Raw genomic sequence first — 18,102 nt, forward strand, 5'->3', positions numbered from 1 at the left:
TGCACGGATTCACCCGAGGGCGGCGAGAGCCTTCGTGATCAGAGCGCGGGCTTCGGCTCCGCGCACTGCGGATCGAGACAGCTCGGAGAAGGCCCGGAGGTACGTACGGATCTCGCCGGGCGCAGTCAGGTTGATCTCTGCTGTGAGGGTCTCCACTGCCACCTGTTGATCGTCGAAGGTGTAGAAGGCTTCGAGCGGCCAGACGGTACGGCGAGCCCGTGCGGGGATGATGCCGAGGGATACGTTCGGCTGTCCCATCACAGCGAGCACGTGCTCAAGCTGTGCCGCCATCGCGGCATCGTCACTCACCCGGTAGTAGAGAACCGTCTCTTCGAGCACCAGGGCGAACCGGTGATCCCCTTCCCGGATCACGCGGGACCGTTGGGTCCGAGCCCGCACGGCGTCAGCCACGTCGTCCGGTGTCCCCTGGAAGGCCGTGATGGATCGTAGGAGCCCTGTCGCGTAACCAGGGGTCTGGAGCATCCCCGGCATGACGTTCGAGGCGTACACGCGAAAGGAGCGGGTCCGCTGGTACAGCGGGACAGTCTGCTCATGGACTCGGCGCATCCCGTCACGGTGGATCTGCCGCCACTCCACGTACATCGACTCTGCGTTCCGGGACGCAGCGATCAGATCGGCCGCGTGATCGTCGGCCCCGCAGGCAGCACACCAGGCGCGGATGTCTGCGTCCGAGGGCGGCGTCTTGCCCCGCGCGATCCGGGATGACTTCGACTTGTGCCAGCCGCACCGAGCGGCCAGCTCATGCCCTGTCAGGCCAGCGTCTTGCATGAGGCCCTGCAAGCGGGCAGCCACAGCGGCTCGTGCCGCTTGGGCGCTGGAGAGTGGAGAGGAAGGCATGAGCTGACCGGTCAGGAATCAGACGGCGTACTTCTCGTGCGGGATGGCTCGCTCCCACACCGCTTCGAACGCCGATGCGCACAGCTCAACTGCGGCCGGGTCTTCCGTCTGGTCAGTGTGGACCCACCGGCCGACTCCGTCGAAGACGTTGAACTGGACAAGGCGGCCGTCGAACAACCAGAAGTCGTTGCCCGGCAGGGCAAGGTCCGAGGCGTTGCGACGGGGCAGCCAACGGATCTGCTCTCCGGCCGCCACGTTCGTGAAGGTGCCCGAGTGCTCGAAGGCGATGTAATCGCTGACCGGCTCCGAGACGATGCGGGCACGTCGGATGACCACGCCCTTGGCCGTGACCTCCTGAACGAGGTCGAGCCAGGGACGCCACCACGAACCCCGGTCCTCCGGGTCGAGCCGGCGCCCTTGCTTCCACGCGGCGAAGCCTTCGATCTCGTTCTCGACGCCGTACGTGTCGCGCATCTCCAGATGCACGGCTGACTCCCGCACTGACCTGATGAGGTCAGAGAAGTCAGTCAGACTCTGCGACACGGAGCGCCTCCCTGAGAAGCGGGATCATCCGCTTCGGAACCCTGATCACCGACTCGTGCCCGGGGATCGGCACATCTCGCGAGCTCTCGCCCGTGGTCCGCTCGTCTGCCGTCCACTCCTGGATCACAAGATCCTTCGACTCCTGGTCCACCCACACAGCGGGTGATCCGTGATCTCCGGACTCGGGATCTTTACCGACGAACCGTAAGGCCATGGTGTCCCTCCCCGTCGAGCGCGTTGCGCCTGGTTGCACGACCTTCACTCTGTCGGAACCTGCGGGTCAAGAGGGCATGTTCACCCCGATCCGACCCGATGCTGTTCATCGGCGCCACGCAGAAGGCGCCCGGACCTTTACGGCCCGGACGCCTCTCGCCGGCTACACCCACTCGACCGCCGAGACGATGCCCGGATCTTGCCGAGGAGCAGGGAGCGGCGTTCGCCGCACAGGGCGGGGAGCCTGCTCCCGCTCCTTCGTCCCGAGCCCCCGAAGGATCTCGGCCTTCTCCGCTTCGCTCATCCCAGCGAGCGTCTCAGCCATCCTCTGGACGGCATCGCCGCTGGTCACGGCTACTTCTTGACCTCAAGCGGGAGCAGCTTCTTACCCGTCGGGCCCGTTTGTGGCCATGTGTCGAACTGAGGACACACACCGCAGTCGAAGCACGGAGTCCAGCGGCAGTCCTCGACCTCCGTCTCGTCCAGCGCGTCCTGCCAGTCCTCCCAGAGCCAGTCCTTGTCGAGACCGGAGTCCAGGTGGTCCCACGGCAGGACCTCCTCGTAGGTGCGCTCGCGGGTCGTGTACCAGTCCACGTCCACGCCGAACCCGGGGAGGGTCTTCGCCGCGCTCTGCATCCAGCGGTCGTAGGAGAAGTGCTCGCGCCAGCCGTCGAAGCGGCCGCCGTCCTCGTACACGGCCCGGATGACGGCGCCCACGCGGCGGTCGCCGCGGGAGAGCAGGCCCTCCACGATGCCGGGCTTGCCGTCGTGGTAGCGGAACCCGATGGAGCGGCCGTACTTCCTGTCGCCGCGGATCTTGTCGCGGAGCTTCTCCAGCCGGGCGTCGGTCTCCTCGGCGGAGAGCTGCGGCGCCCACTGGAAGGGCGTGTGCGGCTTGGGTACGAAGCCGCCGATGGACACCGTGCACCGGATGTCCTGGGAGCCGGAGACCTCGCGGCCCTTGGCGATGACGTTCACCGCCATGTCGCCGATCTGCAGCACGTCCTCGTCGGTCTCGGTGGGCAGGCCGCACATGAAGTAGAGCTTGACCTGGCGCCAGCCGTTGCCGTAGGCGGTGGCGACGGTGCGGATCAGGTCCTCCTCCGACACCATCTTGTTGATGACCTTGCGCATCCGCTCGGAGCCCCCCTCGGGGGCGAACGTCAGGCCCGAGCGGCGGCCGTTGCGGGTCAGCTCGTTGGCCAGGTCGACGTTGAAGGCGTCGACACGCGTCGAGGGGAGGGACAGGCCGATCTTGTCCTCCTCGTACCGGTCCGCGAGGCCCTTGGCGATGTCGCCGATCTCGCTGTGGTCGGCGGAGGACAGCGAGAGCAGGCCCACCTCCTCGAAGCCGGTGGCCTCGAGGCCCTTGTCGACCATCTCGCCGATGCCGGTGATGCTCCGCTCCCGGACGGGTCGCGTGATCATGCCGGCCTGGCAGAAGCGGCAGCCGCGGGTGCAGCCCCGGAAGATCTCGACGGACATCCGCTCGTGGACGGTCTCGGCGAGCGGGACGAGCGGCTGCTTGGGGTAGGGCCACTCGTCCAGGTCCATGACGGTGTGCTTGGACACCCGCCACGGGACACCGGACCGGTTGGGCACCACACGGCCGATGCGGCCGTCGGGGAGGTACTCGACGTCGTAGAAGCCCGGAACGTACACCCCGCCCGTCCTGGCCAGGCGGAACAGCAGCTCCTCGCGGCCGCCGGGGCGGCCCTCGGCCTTCCAGGCGCGGATGATGTCGGTGATCTGGAGGACGGCCTGCTCCCCGTCACCGATCACCGCGGCGTCGATGAAGTCCGCGATCGGCTCCGGGTTGAAGGCCGCGTGGCCGCCGGCGAGCACGATCGGGTCGTCGGCCGTGCGGTCCGCCGCCTCGAGCGGGATACCGGCGAGGTCGAGGGCGGTGAGCATGTTGGTGTAGCCGAGTTCGGTGGAGAAGCTCAGACCGAGGACGTCGAAGGCCTTCACCGGGCGGTGGCTGTCGACGGTGAACTGCGGGACGCCGTGCTGCCGCATCAGCTCCTCGAGGTCCGGCCAGACGCTGTAGGTCCGCTCGGCGAGGACGCCCTCGCGCTCGTTGAGGACCTCGTAGAGGATCATGACGCCCTGGTTGGGGAGTCCGACCTCGTAGGCGTCCGGGTACATCAGCGCCCAGCGCACGTCGCAGCTCTCCCACGGCTTGACCGTGGAGTTCAGCTCACCACCGACGTACTGGATGGGCTTCTGCACATGCGGGAGCAGAGCTTCGAGCTGTGGGAAGACCGACTCGGAAGACATCAGGAACCTTCGTGGACGGGCAGAGGGGGATTCCCAAGCCTAACCCGGTCGTAAGGAGCTTCCGGCCGCCCGGGGCGCGGTCAGCCCCTGAGCGCGGTGCGGAACCCGGGCCGGGAGGCCTCCGCCCAGACGCCGGGCAGCTCACGCTCCCGGTCGGCGGCCGTGGCCTGCTCGCACCCGAACAGCAGTCCCCAGGTGAACGCGGACTCACCGGCCGCGTGGGCCTGGACCGCGAGGTCGCGGAGGGTCTCGCGGGCGACGACGCTGTCCTGGTGGTCGCCGAGGACGGTCTGGACGGCCTTCATCCGCCTGGCGAGCTTCCCGGCGGGCTTGCCGAGGGCGGGGGTGACGGCCTCGGCCGCGTACCGGGCGCGCTTGGCGGCCTTGCGGGCGTCGTGCATGGCCGTGTCCCGGTCGTGGCCCGCGGGGAGGCCGAGGGCGTGCTCGATGCGGACGGCGAGCCGGTCGTAGTCCTTGAGTACGGCCCTGGGCAGGGCGGCGGCGGGCTTCGCGGTGGCGGCGGGGAGCAGCGGCGGCTCGTCGAGGAGTGCGTCGAGGGTGTCGAGGAGGGTGAGGTAGCGCCGGGTGTCGAGCACCGCGACGGAGCGGCGGCGTGCGCCGGCGCGGTTGGCGGTGGCCCAGATGCGGAGCCTGCCGCGGACGGGGCCGAGCCGGAGCCGGAGCGGCAGGGCGTCGAGGCGGGCGCGCAGCCGCTCGGACATCACTTCCTGGTCGCGGGCCGCGCCCAGTTCGCCCGCCAGCCATTTCAGCTCGTCGCCGATCGGGGCGGTGGCCTGAGGGTCGACGATCTTCCGGAACGTCCTGAAGGCGCTGCGCATGCGGCGGGTGGCGACGCGCATCTGGTGGACCGCGTCGGGGAGGTCGCGGCGTACGGCGGGGTCGAGGGCGACCAGGGCGTCCCGCTGCTCGCGCAGGTAGGCGAGGACGTGTTCGCCCGCGTGCGTGGATTTGAGCCGTGCCCCCCGGTGGCGGACGCTCTTGGCGGCCTCGGGGGCCTTGGGGGCGCGTGGGGCGCCGTCGGGGGCGAAGGCGTCGGCGTGCCGCGAGGATCCCCGCTCGCCGGACGGTGCGGTGGCGGAGGTCGTGCGGTCGTCCCCGGCGGCGGCCCGGCCCTTCACGGCGGCTGCCGCGGCGGCCGCGGCTCGCGTGGTCGCGGCTCCCGTGGTCGCGGCCGGGCCCGGTTCGGTCTCGGCGAGGGCCCTGGCGAGCTTGGAGGGGGAGGACGCGGGCTCGATGCCGGCCTTGCGGAAGCGCTTCTCGACGCGGTCCAGCAGGACGGGGTCGGCGCCGTCGGCCAACTCGACCTCGATCTCGGTCCACCCCGTCGTTGCCCCGCCCGGTGCCAGACGCTCGGCGTGCACGATGTCGCGGGACAGTTCGGCCAGGAGCCGGCCGCGCTCGTCGACGAGATGGTGGACCTCGCGGGAGGACCGGATGCGGACGACGGCGGTGAGGGGGGTGGTCCGGGTGCGGGAGCGGACGAGTCGGGCGAGGGTGCGGGGCACCGTGTCCTCGAGGGGGGCGTGGATCTCCTCGCGGATGCCGGTGGTGACGGGGAACTTCAGGTGCCAGCCCTCGTCGGTACCGCCGGTGCGGCGGCGCAGCGTGATCCTGTCGGCGTCGAGGCGCAGGCCGGGGGTGTCGTAGTAGTCGGCGTCGAGTTCGCTCACGCCCTTCGCGACGGTGTCCGCGATCCCGGCCGCGCCCCTGAGGTCCGGGATCACCGTGCCGGGTGTGGCTTCGTACTTCCGCTCGATCTCCCGCTTCGTCTCCGCCATGAACTGAATCTATCCGCCGGGTGTCCTTCTAAGCGGTCTCGGCGAATTACCGCGGTGATCCCTTGGCCGGGTCCGGCCGCGTCCGGCACCGGCGGTGCCGGAACGGGAGCGGCGGCCGGAACAGGTGCGGCCGGAACGGGAGCGGCGGCGCAAACGGGGCGCGGGCACCGGCCGGCGGAACAGGGGCCGGTGCGGGCGGCCTGCGGCGCGGACCCGGCCCCGGCTCGCGGCGGGCGGACCGGGTCAGGCGGACATCGGCCGCTGCACCTTGATGGACTGGAGCAGTCCGACGGCCACCCAGACGGCGAACATCGACGAGCCGCCGTAGGAGACGAACGGCAGCGGCAGTCCGGCCACGGGCATGATGCCGAGGGTCATCCCGATGTTCTCGAAGGACTGGAAGGCGAACCAGGCGATGATGCCGGCGGCGACGATGGTGCCGTACAGCTCGGTGGTCTCGCGGGCGATGCGGCAGGCGCGCCACAGGACGACGCCGAGCAGGACGATGATCAGACCCGCTCCGACGAAGCCGAGTTCCTCACCGGCGACGGTGAACACGAAGTCCGTCTGCTGTTCGGGGACGAACTGGCCGGTGGTCTGGGAGCCCCGGAACAGGCCGGTGCCGAGCAGCCCGCCGGAGCCGATGGCGATGCGCGCCTGGTTGGTGTTGTACCCGACGCCGGCCGGGTCGAGTTCGGGGTTGGCGAACGCGGCGAACCGGTTGATCTGGTACTCGTCGAGCAGGCCGAGGACGGTGACCAGCACGGCGCCGCCGACTCCGGCGCCGATCAGCCCGAAGATCCAGCGGTTGGAGGCGCCGGAGGCGAGCAGCACACCCAGGACGATCACGACCATCACCATCACCGAGCCGAGGTCCGGCATCAGCATCACGATGATCATGGGGAGGACCGCCAGGCCGAGCGCCCTGGCGACGGTGCGGTGGTCGGGATGGAGCTGGTCGCCGGCGTCGACCTGGGTCGCCAGCAGCATCGCCATGCCCACGATGATCGTGATCTTCACGAACTCGGAGGGCTGGAGGGAGAAGCCCCCGCCGAGCACGATCCAGGCGTGGGCGCCGTTGATGGTCGCGCCGAGCGGGGTGAGCACCAGTGCGACCAGCACCAGGGAGATGCCGTACAGCACGGGCACGGCGCCGCGCAGGGTGCGGTGCCCGAGCCAGACGGTGCCGACCATCAGGGCGAGCCCGATACCGGTGTTGAGCAGGTGGCGCAGGAAGAAGTAGTACGGGTCGCCGTGGTTCAGCTCGGTGCGGTTGCGGGTCGCGGACCAGACGAGCAGGGAGCCGAGCAGCGACAGGGTGAGCGCCGAGGCGAGCATCGGCCAGTCGAGCCGGCGGATCGTCGAGTCGCGGGCGAGGAGCTTGGCGAGGCCGCCGCGCTCCGGCGCGTACCGCGGGACCGAGAAGCCGTGGGGTCCGGCCATGCTTCAGTCCCTCCGTCCGGTGGCGGGGGGCGGGCCGGCGAGGGAGGTGTCCTCCTCCGGCTCGGGCTGGGCCGGCGCATAGGGCGTGATCTTCGGCGCGTCGATGGAACCGTCGGGCTGGACCTTCGGCAGCGTCTTCTGGGGCTGGGGCAGCAGGGCCTTCCCGAGGTCCTGGTTGCCCTCCATGTCCAGTCCGTAGAGCGCGTTGTAGATGTTGCGCACGGCGGGGCCGGAGGCACCGGATCCGGTACCGCCCTGGGAGATGGTCATGACGATGGAGTAGTCCTTGGTGTACGTGGCGAACCAGGACGTCGTCTGCTTGCCGTGGACCTCGGCCGTGCCGGTCTTGGCGTGCATCGGGATCTTGTCCTGCGGCCAGCCGCCGAACCGCCAGGCGGCGGTTCCGCGGGTGGCGACTCCCGCGAGGGCCTCGTTCATCAGCTTGCGCGTCCTGGCGTCCATCGGCAGCTTGCCGTGCGACTCGGGCTCGATCTCGCGGATGCTCCTGCCGTCGGCGCTGATGACCGCCTTGCCGACGGTGGGGTTCCACATGGTGCCGCCGTTGGAGATCGCCGCGTAGATGGTGGCCATCTGGATCGGGGTGACCAGCGTGTCGCCCTGGCCGATGGAGTAGTTGACGGAGTCACCGGCGCGCATCAGGTTGCCTTCCAGGCAGTTCTCGTACGAGAGCTGCTGGATGTAGTCGCCGCCCTTCTTGCCGATCTTGCACCAGTAGTCCTTGTTGGCCTCCCAGAACTTCTGCTTCCAGCGGCGGTCGGGGACCCGGCCGGTGACCTCGTTGGGCAGGTCGATGCCGGTTTCGGCGCCGAGGCCGAACTGGTGGGCGGTCTTGTAGAACCAGTCCGCGGGGTCGTCCTTCGGCTTGAGCCCGCCGTCCTTCTTCCACTGCTGGTGGGCGAGGGCGTAGTAGACGGTGTCGCAGGAGACCTCGAGGGCCTGGCCGAGGGTGATGCTGCCGTGGCCCTGGGACTCGAAGTTCTTGAAGACCTGGTTGCCGATGGAGTAGGAGCTGGGGCAGGGGTAGCGGCCGTTGAAGTCGTAGCCGGCGTTGACCGCGGCGGTGGTCGGGATGACCTTGAAGATGGAGCCGGGTGCCGCCTGGCCCTGGATGGCGCGGTTCAGCAGCGGGAAGTTGGACTTCTTGCCGGTGAGCCGGGCGTAGTCCTTGGCCGAGATGCCGCCGACCCAGGCGTTCGGGTCGTAGGTGGGCAGCGAGGCCATCGCGACGACCCGGCCGGTCCTGGCCTCCATCACGACGACGGCGCCCGAGTCGGCCTTGTAGTTGGTGTTGGTGTTGTCGTCGAAGACCTTGCGGGCCTCCTTCATCGCGTTGTCGAGCTCCCACTCGGCGACCGCCTGGACGCGGGCGTCGATGGAGGTGACGACGTTGGCGCCGGGCTCGGCCTTGTCGGCCTGGGCCAGGCCGATGACCCGGCCGAGCTTGTCCACCTCGTAGCGGGTGACGCCGGCCTTGCCGCGCAGGTCCTTGTCGTAGGTGCGCTCGAGTCCGGAGCGGCCGACCTGGTCGGAGCGCAGGAACGGCGAGTCGGTGTCCTTGGCCTTCTCGATCTCCTCGTCGGTGACGGGCGAGAGGTAGCCGAGGACCTGCGCGGTGTTCGCCTCGCCGGGGGCGGCGTAGCGGCGTACGGCCATCGGCTCGGCGGTGATGCCGGGGAAGTCCTCGGCGCGTTCGCGGATCTGGAGGGCCTGCTGGGTGGTGGCCTCGTCGGTGACCGGGATGGGCTGGTACGGGGAGCCGTTCCAGCAGGGCTGGGGGGTCTTGGCGTCGCAGAGCCGGACCTTGTCCATGACGTCCTTCGGTTTCATGCCGAGGACCTCCGCCAGACGGGTGAGCACCCCCTTGCCGTCGTCCTTCATCCTCATCAGGTCGGTGCGGGACGCGGAGACGACGAGCCGGGTCTCGTTGTCCGCCAGGGGCACGCCCCTGGCGTCCAGGATCGAGCCGCGCACGGCGGGCTGTACGACCTGCTGGACGTGGTTGCCCTTGGCCTCGTTCGTGTACTCGTCGCCGTTGCGGATCTGGAGGTACCAGAGGCGCCCGCCGAGCGTGGCGAAGAGGGAGAAGACGAGGACCTGGATGACGATGAGCCGGATCTGGACGCGCGGGGTCCGTCCCGTCTCGGGAATGTTGCTCACGCTGCCGATACCCCCTCGGTCACAGTCGCTTGACTCCCCTGATCCGGCCGGCGCGGGAGGCCCGCGTCCTGGCCGCCCTGATCCGCAGCCCGCCGCGCTGGCGGCCGATGCGCAGTCCGGTGCCGGAGGTGGCCCAGCCGCTGGAGACGTCGGCGGTGCCGGTCTGGGGCTCGGCGAGCGGGTCGTTCTCGGCGCGTCTGGCCAGCGCCATGATCAGCGGCACCGTGAACGGAGCCAGGAGCAGGTCGTACAGGGCGGCCGTGAACAGCAGCGAGCCGAGGCCGACATGGCGTGCGGCGGTGTCGCCGACGAGCGCGCCGACGCCCGCGTACAGCAGGGTCGAGCCGACGGCCGCCGCCACGACCACGACCATCGGGCCGGTGGCGGAGGTCAGCCGGCCGTTCTCGGGCCTGGCGAGTCCGACGAGGTAGCCGACGACGCAGAGCACGAGGGCGTAGCGACCGGCGGCGTGGTCGGCGGGCGGGGCGAGGTCGGCGAGAAGTCCCGCGCCGAAGCCGACGAGGGCGCCGCCGGTGTGGCCGTAGACGAGTGCGAGGGCCACGACGGTGAGCAGCAGCAGGTCCGGCACCGCTCCGGGGAGCTGGAGCCGGGCGAGGACGGAGACCTGGACGACGAGCGCGACCACGACGAGCGTCGTGGAGAGGAGCATCCGGTTGAAGCGCATGGGGTTCGGCTCCTCCTGCTACTCGGCGTCGCGGCCGGTGCCGGCCGCGGTGCTGTCCGCCCGCGGGGTCTCCCCGCCCGGGTCCTGGTCCCGGTCCTGTACCTGTTCCCGGTCCTGTGCCCGGTCCCGGTCCCGTGCCTGCTCCCGGTCTTCCGGAGCGCCGGTCTGCGCCCGGGCACCGCCCTCCGCGGAGGGGGTGACCGTGACGGTCACCGTCGGCGTGGGTGTCGGCTTGGGCTTCGGGGGCAGCACCGTGTCGCGCGGGTCGGTGCGGGGCGCCTGCACGACGACGCCGACGATGTCGAGCTTGGTGAAGGCGGCGTACGGCCGTACGAAGACGTTGCGGGTCAGCGCGCCGCCGGAGGGGTCGACCCGGACGACCTCGCCGACCGGCACCCCGGGTACGAACGGCTTGTCGGCCTGGGAGCCGAAGGTCACCAGCCGGTCCCCCTTGCGCACCTTCGCCTTGCCGTTGAGGAGTTGCACGGAGAGCGGCTGGTCGCCCTGGCCGGTGGCGAAGCCCAGCTCGTCGGTCCGCTCCATACGGGTGCCGACGGTGAAGTCCGGGTCGTTGGCGAGGAGTACGGTCGCGGTGTTCGGGCCGACGGTGGTCACCCGGCCGACGAGACCGTCGCCGTTGAGCACGGTCATGTCGCGCCGGATGCCGTCGACCGAGCCGGCGTCGATGGTGACCGTCCAGGAGAAGCCCTGGGCGGCTCCTATCGCGATGACCTCGGCCCCCTTGATGCCGTACTGCCCGGTGGCCGCGGTCTTCAGCATGCTGTCGAGCTGCCGGATCCTGCTGCGGTTGCGGTCGTCGCTGCCGAGTCTCGCCTTGAGTGCGGCGTTCTCGCGTTCGAGGACGGAGATGCGGTCGTGCCGCTCGCCCGAGTCGCGGATCGCCCCTATGGCGTTGCCGACCGGATCGACGGCGGAGGCCACACCGTTCTCGACCGGCCCGAAGACGGCGGCCGCGGCCTGCCGGGCGCCGTCGACCGGTGACCCCTCGCCGCCGCGGATGTCCACCGTGATCAGCGCGAACGCGATGGCGATCAGCAGGACCAGGAGCAGCCGGCTCTCTTTCGTGTCCCTCACGTGCGGCGGCCGTGCCTTCCTCGTCGGAATGTGGATGCCGGGCTCTGTGGTGCGTGGTGGTGCGTGTGCCTGTCGTGCCGTGTCGTGGCCGTCGTGCCGTGTGCTGTTGTACGGGCGGCCTGCCGAACGGGGCCGGGCTACCCGAACAGCCGATCGCGGCCCCGCGCTAGCGGCGGGGCTGGGCGTCCAGCACCTGCTGGAGCGCCTCGAACTCCTCGACGCACTTGCCCGAGCCGAGCGCCACCGAGTCCAGCGGGTCCTCGGCGATGTGGATGGGCATGCCCGTCTCGCTGCGGAGCCGCTCGTCGAGCCCGCGCAGCAGCGCGCCGCCGCCGGTGAGGACGATGCCGCGGTCCATGACGTCGCCGGACAGCTCCGGCGGGCACTTGTCCAGGGTGGTCTTCACCGCGTCGACGATCGCGTTGACCGGTTCCTCGATGGCCTTGCGGACCTCGGTGGCGGAGATGACCACGGTCTTGGGCAGCCCGGAGACGAGGTCGCGTCCGCGGATCTCGGTGTGCTCGTCCTTGTCCAGGTCGTACGCCGAGCCGATGGTGATCTTGATGTTCTCCGCGGTCCGCTCTCCGAGGAGGAGGCTGTACTCCTTCTTGACGTGCTGGATGATCGCGTTGTCCAGCTCGTCACCCGCCACCCGGATGGACTGTGCCGTGACGATTCCCCCGAGGGAGATCACGGCGACCTCGGTGGTACCGCCGCCGATGTCCACCACCATGTTGCCGGTGGCCTCGTGGACCGGCAGGCCCGCTCCGATGGCGGCCGCCATCGGCTCCTCGATGATGTGCACCTGGCGGGCGCCGGCCTGGGTGGACGCCTCGATGACCGCCCGGCGCTCGACCCCGGTGATGCCGGAGGGCACGCAGACGACGATGCGGGGCCGGGCCGCCCACCGGCGCTTGTGGATCTTGAGGATGAAGTAGCGGAGCATCCGCTCGGTGATCTCGAAGTCGGCGATCACACCGTCCTTCAGGGGGCGCACCGCGACGATGTTGCCGGGCGTACGTCCGATCATCTTCTTGGCCTCGGCACCCACCGCGAGGATGCCGCCGGTGTTGGTGTTGATGGCGACCACGGACGGCTCGTTGAGGACGATCCCCCGACCCCTGACGTACACCAGCGTGTTGGCGGTCCCGAGGTCGACAGCCATGTCACGGCCGATGAACGACATAGAGTTCCCCTTGTGTCCCATGAGGATGCGTCGGGCCTTCCCAAATCGAGCTTTGACGGCTTTTCAGGCAGGCGAGGAGGGTGATGCGCGGGTGCTACGGCGTGAAGGCCTCCATCGTAGTGCCGCCTGCGGCGACTCCGCGCGCTGGGCCCCGCCTCAATAAGGGTGACGGCGAGTCGGAGCGATGCGTTCCCGGTATCGGGCCGCGTATGCCGAAGGGCGACCGAAATTCCTTCGGTCGCCCCAGGGGCCGGGCGCCGCACGGCTGACCGTACGGCTGACCGCGGGTCACCGGCCGGTGGTGGACCGGCGGGACCGGGAGCCTCAGCGCCCCGGGAAGAAGATCTTCAGCTCGCGGGCCGCGGACTCCTCGGAGTCCGAGGCGTGGATCAGGTTCTCGCGGACGATCGTGCCGTAGTCGCCGCGGATGGAACCCGGCGCGGCCGCGATCGGGTCGGTCGGGCCGGCCAGCGTGCGCACCCCCTCGATGACCCGCTCGCCCTCCACGACCAGGGCGACCACGGGACCGGAGGACATGAAGGCGACCAGCGGCTCGTAGAACGGCTTGCCCCGGTGCTCGCCGTAGTGCTGCTCCAGGGTGTCCTGGTCGAGGTCACGCAGCTCCAGCGCGGTGATCCGCCAGCCCGCCTTGCGCTCGATGCGGCCGATGATCTCGCCGACCAGACCGCGGCGTACGGCGTCGGGCTTGAGCAGGACGAGCGTGCGCTGGCTCACTAGAGGCTCCTTCGAGTGCGGGTCCCGGGAATTCACGGAAGACGGAGTCCGCAGGACGAACGGTCTTGCCGGTGCTCAGAGGCTACAGGGCCGCCGCAGACGCCCGTCACGCAGCGTCAGGTTCCGCGGGACCCGCCGCGGTCTGCCGCTCCGCCCAGCGGGCCCTGGCCTCGTCGATCTTGCGGCCGTAGTGCACCGAGGCCCACCACAGGCCGGCGAACACGGCCCCGAGGGCGAACATCGTCGGGACCACGAGGCCGCTCGCGACCAGGCCGATCTGGAGCGCCCAGCCGAGCGGCACCCCGCCGGGGCGGGTGACCATCCCGCACAGCAGCAGCGTCAGCAGCATCGCGACCCCGCTCACCGTCCACACGGTGGCCGCGGAGAGGTCCGGGTCCTTCATCGCCACCAGTCCGGCGAAGCCGATCACGAAGAACTCGCCGATCAGCGTCGAGGCGCAGAGCGTACGCATGGAGTCAGTCCCTTCCCAGCAGCAGCCGGGCCTCGCCGACCGTGATCACGGAGCCGGTCACCAGGACACCCGCGCCCGAGTACTCGGCCTCCTCCTCGGCGAGTGTGATCGCCGCTTCCAGCGCGTCGTCGAGCCGCGGCTCCACCACCACCCGCTCGTCCCCGAACACCTCCACGGCGATCGCCGCCAGCTCGTCGGCGTCCATCGCCCGATGGCTGGAGTTCTGCGTGACGACGATCTCGGTGAAGATCGGCTCGAAGGCCTCCAGGACCGCCTTCACGTCCTTGTCGGCGCTCGTGCCCACGACTCCGACCAGCCGCGAGAAGCCGAACGACTCGGTGACCCCCTCCGCAGCCGCCCGGGCACCGGCCGGGTTGTGCGCGGCGTCCAGAACGACGGTCGGGCTGCGCCGCACGACCTCGAGCCGGCCCGGCGACACCACCGAGGCGAACGCGGACCGGACCGTCTCCGCGTCCAGCGTCCGCGCGTGCTCCGCGCCGATGCCGAAGAACGCCTCCACCGCCGCCAGCGCCACCGCCGCGTTGTGCGCCTGGTGCGCGCCGTGCAGCGGGAGGAAGACCTCCTCGTACTCGCCGCCGAGTCCGCGCAGCGTCAGCAGCTGCCCGCCGACGGCGACCTCCCGCGACGCCACCCCGAACTCCATGCCCTCGCGGGCCACCGTCGCGTCCACCTCGACGGCCCGCTTCAGCATCACCTGGGCGGCGTCCACGGGCTGCTGCGCCAGGATCACCGTCGCGCCCTGCTTGATGATCCCGGCCTTCTCGCCGGCGATCTCGGCCGCGGTGGTGCCCAGCCGGTCGGTGTGGTCCAGGTCGATGGGGGTGACCACCGCGACCGAACCGTCGATGACGTTCGTCGCGTCCCAGCTGCCGCCCATGCCGACCTCGACGACGGCCACGTCGACCGGCGCGTCGGCGAAGGCTGCGTAGGCCATCCCGGTGAGCACCTCGAAGAAGGAGAGCCGGTACTCCTGCGCGGTGTCGACCATGTCCACGTACGGCTTGACGTCCCGGTACGTGGCGATGAACCGCTCGGCGTCGATCGGGGCGCCGTCCAGGCTGATCCGCTCGGTGACCGACTGGACGTGGGGCGAGGTGTACCGCCCGGTGCGCAGCTCGAAGGCGCCGAGCAGCGCCTCGATCATGCGGGCGGTGGAGGTCTTGCCGTTGGTGCCCGTGATGTGGATCGACGGGTAGGCGCGCTGGGGCTCCCCCAGCACGTCCATCAGTGCGGTGATCCGGCTGACCGACGGCTCCAGCTTGGTCTCGCCCCAGCGGCCGGCGAGCTCCTGCTCGACCTCGCGGAGCGCCTTGTCCACCTCCGGGTCGGCGGGGCGCCTCGGCACCTGGTCCCCCCGCGGCGGCCCGGCCTGGGTGCGCAGCGTGCGGCTCCCGGCCTCGATCACCGCCAGATCGGGGTCGCGGTCGGTCTCGGCGTCGACGATCGCGTCGAACTCGTCTCCGGTCGCGTCGCCGGTCTCGTCTCCGGTTGCGTCGCCGGTTGCGTCGAAGGGCTCTGGCTGCTGGTCGCTCACGACCGACAGTCTACGGAGCGCCGCCGACACCCGGACCGACGGCCGGTCCGTACCGGGTCCGGGCGCCGACCGGAACCGCCCGGGAAACCGCCCGGTGCCGTCGGGCACCGTCGCGGGCGCCGTCGGGCGCCCTGCGGGCGGCGGCGCCCGCACGCGCTGCGCGCCGGGGCCGAACTCCCGTGGGCGGGTGCCCGGCCGGCTCCGCCGCGTGCGAAGCCGAGGCCCCCGGCCGGTCGGACTCGCCGGTCTCCGGGGGCCTCGCACATGGCGGCGGGTGCCGCGGGTCAGCCCTGGGGCAGGTTCGCGAGCTGGACGCCGATGCGCTCGACGGCCTCCTCGGCCCTGGCCAGCCGACCGCGGATCTTGTCCACGACGTCGTCGGGGGCCTTGGCGAGGAACGCCTCGTTGCCGAGCTTCGCCGTGGCCTGGGCCTTCTCCTTCTCGGCGGCCGCGAGGTCCTTGGCCAGGCGCCTGCGCTCCGCGTCCACGTCGATCGCACCGGACAGGTCCAGCGCGATCCGGGCGCCCGCGACCGGGACCGTGGCCGTGGCATGGAAGGCGTCGCCCTCCGGCTGCAGCCGGAGCAGCTGCCGGATCGCGCCCTCGTGGGGGGCGAGGGCCGTGCCGTCGAGCGTCAGCCGGGCCGGGACCTTCTGGCCGGGTTGCAGGCCCTGGTCGGAGCGGAACCGGCGGACCTCGGTGACGACCCGCTGGACGAGTCCGATCTCCCGCTCGGCGGCGGTGTCGCGGAAGCCCCCGGGGGTTTCCGCTCCGGGAACGGCCACCGCCCCGGGCCAGTCGGCGACGACGACCGACTCGCCGCCCGTGAGCGTGGTCCACAGCGTCTCGGTGACGAACGGGACCACCGGGTGCAGCAGCCGCAGCGTGACGTCGAGGACCTCGCCGAGCACCCGGGCGGACACCTTCGCGGGCTCGCCGCCGGCCGCGAACGTGGTCTTGGAGAGTTCGACGTACCAGTCGAAGACCTCGTCCCAGGCGAAGTGGAAGAGGGTGTCCGACAGCTTCGCGAACTGGTAGTCCTCGTAGTACGCGTCGACCTCGGCGACCACCGCGTTCAGCCGCGAGAGGATCCAGCGGTCCGCCGCCGCCATACGCTCGTGCGCCGGCATCGGGCCCTCGACCGTGGCGCCGTTCATCAGCGCGAAGCGGGTCGCGTTCCAGATCTTGTTGGCGAATTTGCGCGAGCCCTGGACCCAGTCCTCGCCGATGGGGACGTCGACGCCGGGGTTGGCACCGCGGGCGAGCGTGAAGCGCAGCGCGTCGGAGCCGTACTTCTCCATCCAGTCCAGCGGGTTGACCGCGTTGCCGAAGGACTTCGACATCTTCTTGCCGAACTGGTCCCGGACCATGCCGTGCAGGGCGATGGTGTGGAACGGAGGGGTGCCGTCCATCGCGTACAGGCCGAACATCATCATCCGGGCGACCCAGAAGAACAGGATGTCGTAGCCGGTGACCAGGACGGAGTTCGGATAGAACTTCGCCAGGCTCTCGGTCCGCTCGGGCCAGCCCAGCGTCGAGAAGGGCCACAGCCCGGAGGAGAACCAGGTGTCCAGGACGTCGGTCTCCTGGTGCCAGCCCTCCCCGGACGGCGGCTCCTCGTCGGGACCGACGCAGACGACCTCGCCGTCCGGGCCGTACCAGACCGGGATGCGGTGCCCCCACCACAGCTGGCGAGAGATGCACCAGTCGTGGAGGTTGTCCACCCAGTCGAAGTACCGCTTCTCCATCTCCTGCGGGTGAATCCTGACCCTGCCGTCGCGGACGGCGTCTCCGGCCGCCTCCGCCAGCGGACCGACCCTGACCCACCACTGCGGGGACAGCCGCGGCTCGATGGTGGTCTTGCAGCGCGAGCAGTGGCCGACGGAGTGCGCGTACGGGCGCTTCTCGGCGACGATCCGGCCCTCGGCGCGCAGCGCGGCGACGATGGCGGAGCGGGCCTCCAGGCGGTCCAGGCCCTGGAAGGGGCCGTGCACGGTGATGACCGCGCGCTCGTCCATGACGGCGAGGTTCGGCAGTCCGTGGCGGCGGCCGATCTCGAAGTCGTTCGGGTCATGGGCGGGCGTCACCTTGACGGCGCCGGTGCCGAACCCGGGGTCGACGTGCTCGTCGGCGACGACCGGGATGCGGCGGCCGGTGAGCGGCAGCTCGATCTCGCGGCCGACGAGGTGCCGGTAGCGCTCGTCCTCGGGATGGACCGCGACGGCCGTGTCACCGAGCATCGTCTCGGCGCGGGTGGTCGCGACGACGATCGCCTCGTCGCCCTCGCCGTAGCGGATCGAGACCAGCTCGCCGTCGTCGTCCTGGTACTCGACCTCGATGTCGGAGATGGCCGTCAGACAGCGCGGGCACCAGTTGATGATGCGCTCGGCGCGGTAGATCAGCTCGTCGTCGTAGAGCCGCTTGAAGATGGTCTGGACGGCCCTGGACAGGCCCTCGTCCATGGTGAAGCGCTCACGGGACCAGGCGACACCGTCGCCGAGGCGCCTCATCTGGCCGGAGATCTGCCCTCCGGACTCGGCCTTCCACCGCCAGACGCGGTCGACGAACGCCTCACGGCCGAGGTCGTGGCGGGACTTGCCCTCCTTGGCCAGCTCGCGCTCGACGACGTTCTGGGTGGCGATGCCCGCGTGGTCCATGCCGGGCTGCCACAGCGTCTCGTGGCCCTGCATCCGCTTGCGGCGGGTGAGGGCGTCGATCAGCGTGTGCTCGAAGGCGTGGCCCAGGTGGAGGCTGCCGGTGACGTTGGGCGGCGGGATGACCACCGTGTACGGGGGCTTGCCGCTCTGCGCGTCCGCCTCGAAGTAACCGCGCTCCACCCAGCGCTCGTACAGCTTCCCCTCTACCTCGGCCGGCGCGTACTGGGTCGGCAGTTCGGGGGTGCTGGCTGGCTGCTGCTGAGCGTTCTCGGTCACGGGCCACAGTTTAGAGGTGTCCGGGTCCCGTTCCGAAACGGGAATGCCCGGGAACGGTACGGGCCCCGGTGGGGCCGGGCCGGGGCGGTTCCGCCAGGATGCCGGGAGCGCACGGGCGTCTTGAGGG

The 18,102-nt window shown here is 70.7% G+C and carries 13 protein-coding genes; all 13 read right to left on the reverse strand.

Going from position 1 to position 18,102, the window contains the following annotated elements; translation table 11 throughout:
• Nucleotides 1–9 precede the first annotated feature (9 nt).
• Entirely contained in the window at nt 10–858 is an 849-nt protein-coding gene (locus DDQ41_RS06655) for a helix-turn-helix domain-containing protein (protein WP_109293645.1), read from the reverse strand.
• 18 nt (nt 859–876) lie between these two features.
• Entirely contained in the window at nt 877–1,401 is a 525-nt protein-coding gene (locus DDQ41_RS06660; RefSeq protein ID WP_109293646.1) for a DUF6879 family protein, read from the reverse strand.
• 567 nt (nt 1,402–1,968) lie between these two features.
• Nucleotides 1,969–3,894 (reverse strand): TIGR03960 family B12-binding radical SAM protein, encoded by a 1,926-nt coding sequence (locus tag DDQ41_RS06675; protein WP_109293649.1) that lies wholly within the window; start codon nt 3,892–3,894, stop codon nt 1,969–1,971.
• An 80-nt stretch (nt 3,895–3,974) separates the two neighbouring features.
• Nucleotides 3,975–5,693 carry a CYTH and CHAD domain-containing protein gene (locus tag DDQ41_RS06680; RefSeq protein ID WP_109293650.1) on the reverse strand — a complete coding sequence of 573 codons (1,719 nt, stop codon included), beginning with the start codon at nt 5,691–5,693 and terminating at the stop codon, nt 3,975–3,977.
• 243 nt (nt 5,694–5,936) lie between these two features.
• Nucleotides 5,937–7,136 carry a rod shape-determining protein RodA gene (rodA, locus tag DDQ41_RS06685; RefSeq protein WP_109293651.1) on the reverse strand — a complete coding sequence of 400 codons (1,200 nt, stop codon included), beginning with the start codon at nt 7,134–7,136 and terminating at the stop codon, nt 5,937–5,939.
• A 3-nt stretch (nt 7,137–7,139) separates the two neighbouring features.
• Nucleotides 7,140–9,314: a penicillin-binding protein 2 gene (gene mrdA / locus DDQ41_RS06690; RefSeq protein WP_109293652.1), complete on the reverse strand. Its 2,175-nt coding sequence runs from the start codon at nt 9,312–9,314 to the stop codon at nt 7,140–7,142.
• 19 nt (nt 9,315–9,333) lie between these two features.
• Nucleotides 9,334–9,999, reverse strand: a complete 666-nt coding sequence (gene mreD / locus DDQ41_RS06695; protein WP_109293653.1) for a rod shape-determining protein MreD — start codon at nt 9,997–9,999, stop codon at nt 9,334–9,336.
• Nucleotides 10,000–10,017: 18 nt separating this feature from the next.
• Nucleotides 10,018–11,094: a rod shape-determining protein MreC gene (gene mreC, locus DDQ41_RS06700; protein WP_109293654.1), complete on the reverse strand. Its 1,077-nt coding sequence runs from the start codon at nt 11,092–11,094 to the stop codon at nt 10,018–10,020.
• A 166-nt stretch (nt 11,095–11,260) separates the two neighbouring features.
• On the reverse strand, nt 11,261–12,280 hold the full coding sequence (locus DDQ41_RS06705; protein ID WP_109293655.1) for a rod shape-determining protein: 1,020 nt from the start codon (nt 12,278–12,280) through the stop codon (nt 11,261–11,263).
• Nucleotides 12,281–12,604: 324 nt separating this feature from the next.
• Nucleotides 12,605–13,015 (reverse strand): nucleoside-diphosphate kinase, encoded by a 411-nt coding sequence (gene ndk / locus DDQ41_RS06710; protein ID WP_109293656.1) that lies wholly within the window; start codon nt 13,013–13,015, stop codon nt 12,605–12,607.
• A 106-nt stretch (nt 13,016–13,121) separates the two neighbouring features.
• Nucleotides 13,122–13,487 carry a DUF4233 domain-containing protein gene (locus DDQ41_RS06715; RefSeq protein ID WP_109293657.1) on the reverse strand — a complete coding sequence of 122 codons (366 nt, stop codon included), beginning with the start codon at nt 13,485–13,487 and terminating at the stop codon, nt 13,122–13,124.
• A 4-nt stretch (nt 13,488–13,491) separates the two neighbouring features.
• Nucleotides 13,492–15,042, reverse strand: a complete 1,551-nt coding sequence (folC, locus tag DDQ41_RS06720; protein WP_373995427.1) for a bifunctional tetrahydrofolate synthase/dihydrofolate synthase — start codon at nt 15,040–15,042, stop codon at nt 13,492–13,494.
• A 284-nt stretch (nt 15,043–15,326) separates the two neighbouring features.
• A complete protein-coding gene (locus DDQ41_RS06725; protein WP_109293658.1) occupies nt 15,327–17,975 on the reverse strand; it encodes a valine--tRNA ligase in 2,649 nt (882 codons plus the stop codon).
• Nucleotides 17,976–18,102: the final 127 nt, after the last annotated feature.

It is taken from the genome of Streptomyces spongiicola (assembly GCF_003122365.1).
Taxonomy (GTDB): domain Bacteria; phylum Actinomycetota; class Actinomycetes; order Streptomycetales; family Streptomycetaceae; genus Streptomyces; species Streptomyces spongiicola.

Coding starts and splice junctions, on each gene's coding strand:
- DDQ41_RS06655 (WP_109293645.1), bottom strand. CDS start 858: ATGCCTTCCTCTCCACTCTCCAGCGCCCAAGCGGCACGAGCCGCTGTG.
- DDQ41_RS06675 (WP_109293649.1), bottom strand. CDS start 3,894: ATGTCTTCCGAGTCGGTCTTCCCACAGCTCGAAGCTCTGCTCCCGCAT.
- DDQ41_RS06680 (WP_109293650.1), bottom strand. CDS start 5,693: ATGGCGGAGACGAAGCGGGAGATCGAGCGGAAGTACGAAGCCACACCC.
- rodA (WP_109293651.1), bottom strand. CDS start 7,136: ATGGCCGGACCCCACGGCTTCTCGGTCCCGCGGTACGCGCCGGAGCGC.
- mreD (WP_109293653.1), bottom strand. CDS start 9,999: ATGCGCTTCAACCGGATGCTCCTCTCCACGACGCTCGTCGTGGTCGCG.
- DDQ41_RS06705 (WP_109293655.1), bottom strand. CDS start 12,280: ATGTCGTTCATCGGCCGTGACATGGCTGTCGACCTCGGGACCGCCAAC.
- DDQ41_RS06715 (WP_109293657.1), bottom strand. CDS start 13,487: ATGCGTACGCTCTGCGCCTCGACGCTGATCGGCGAGTTCTTCGTGATC.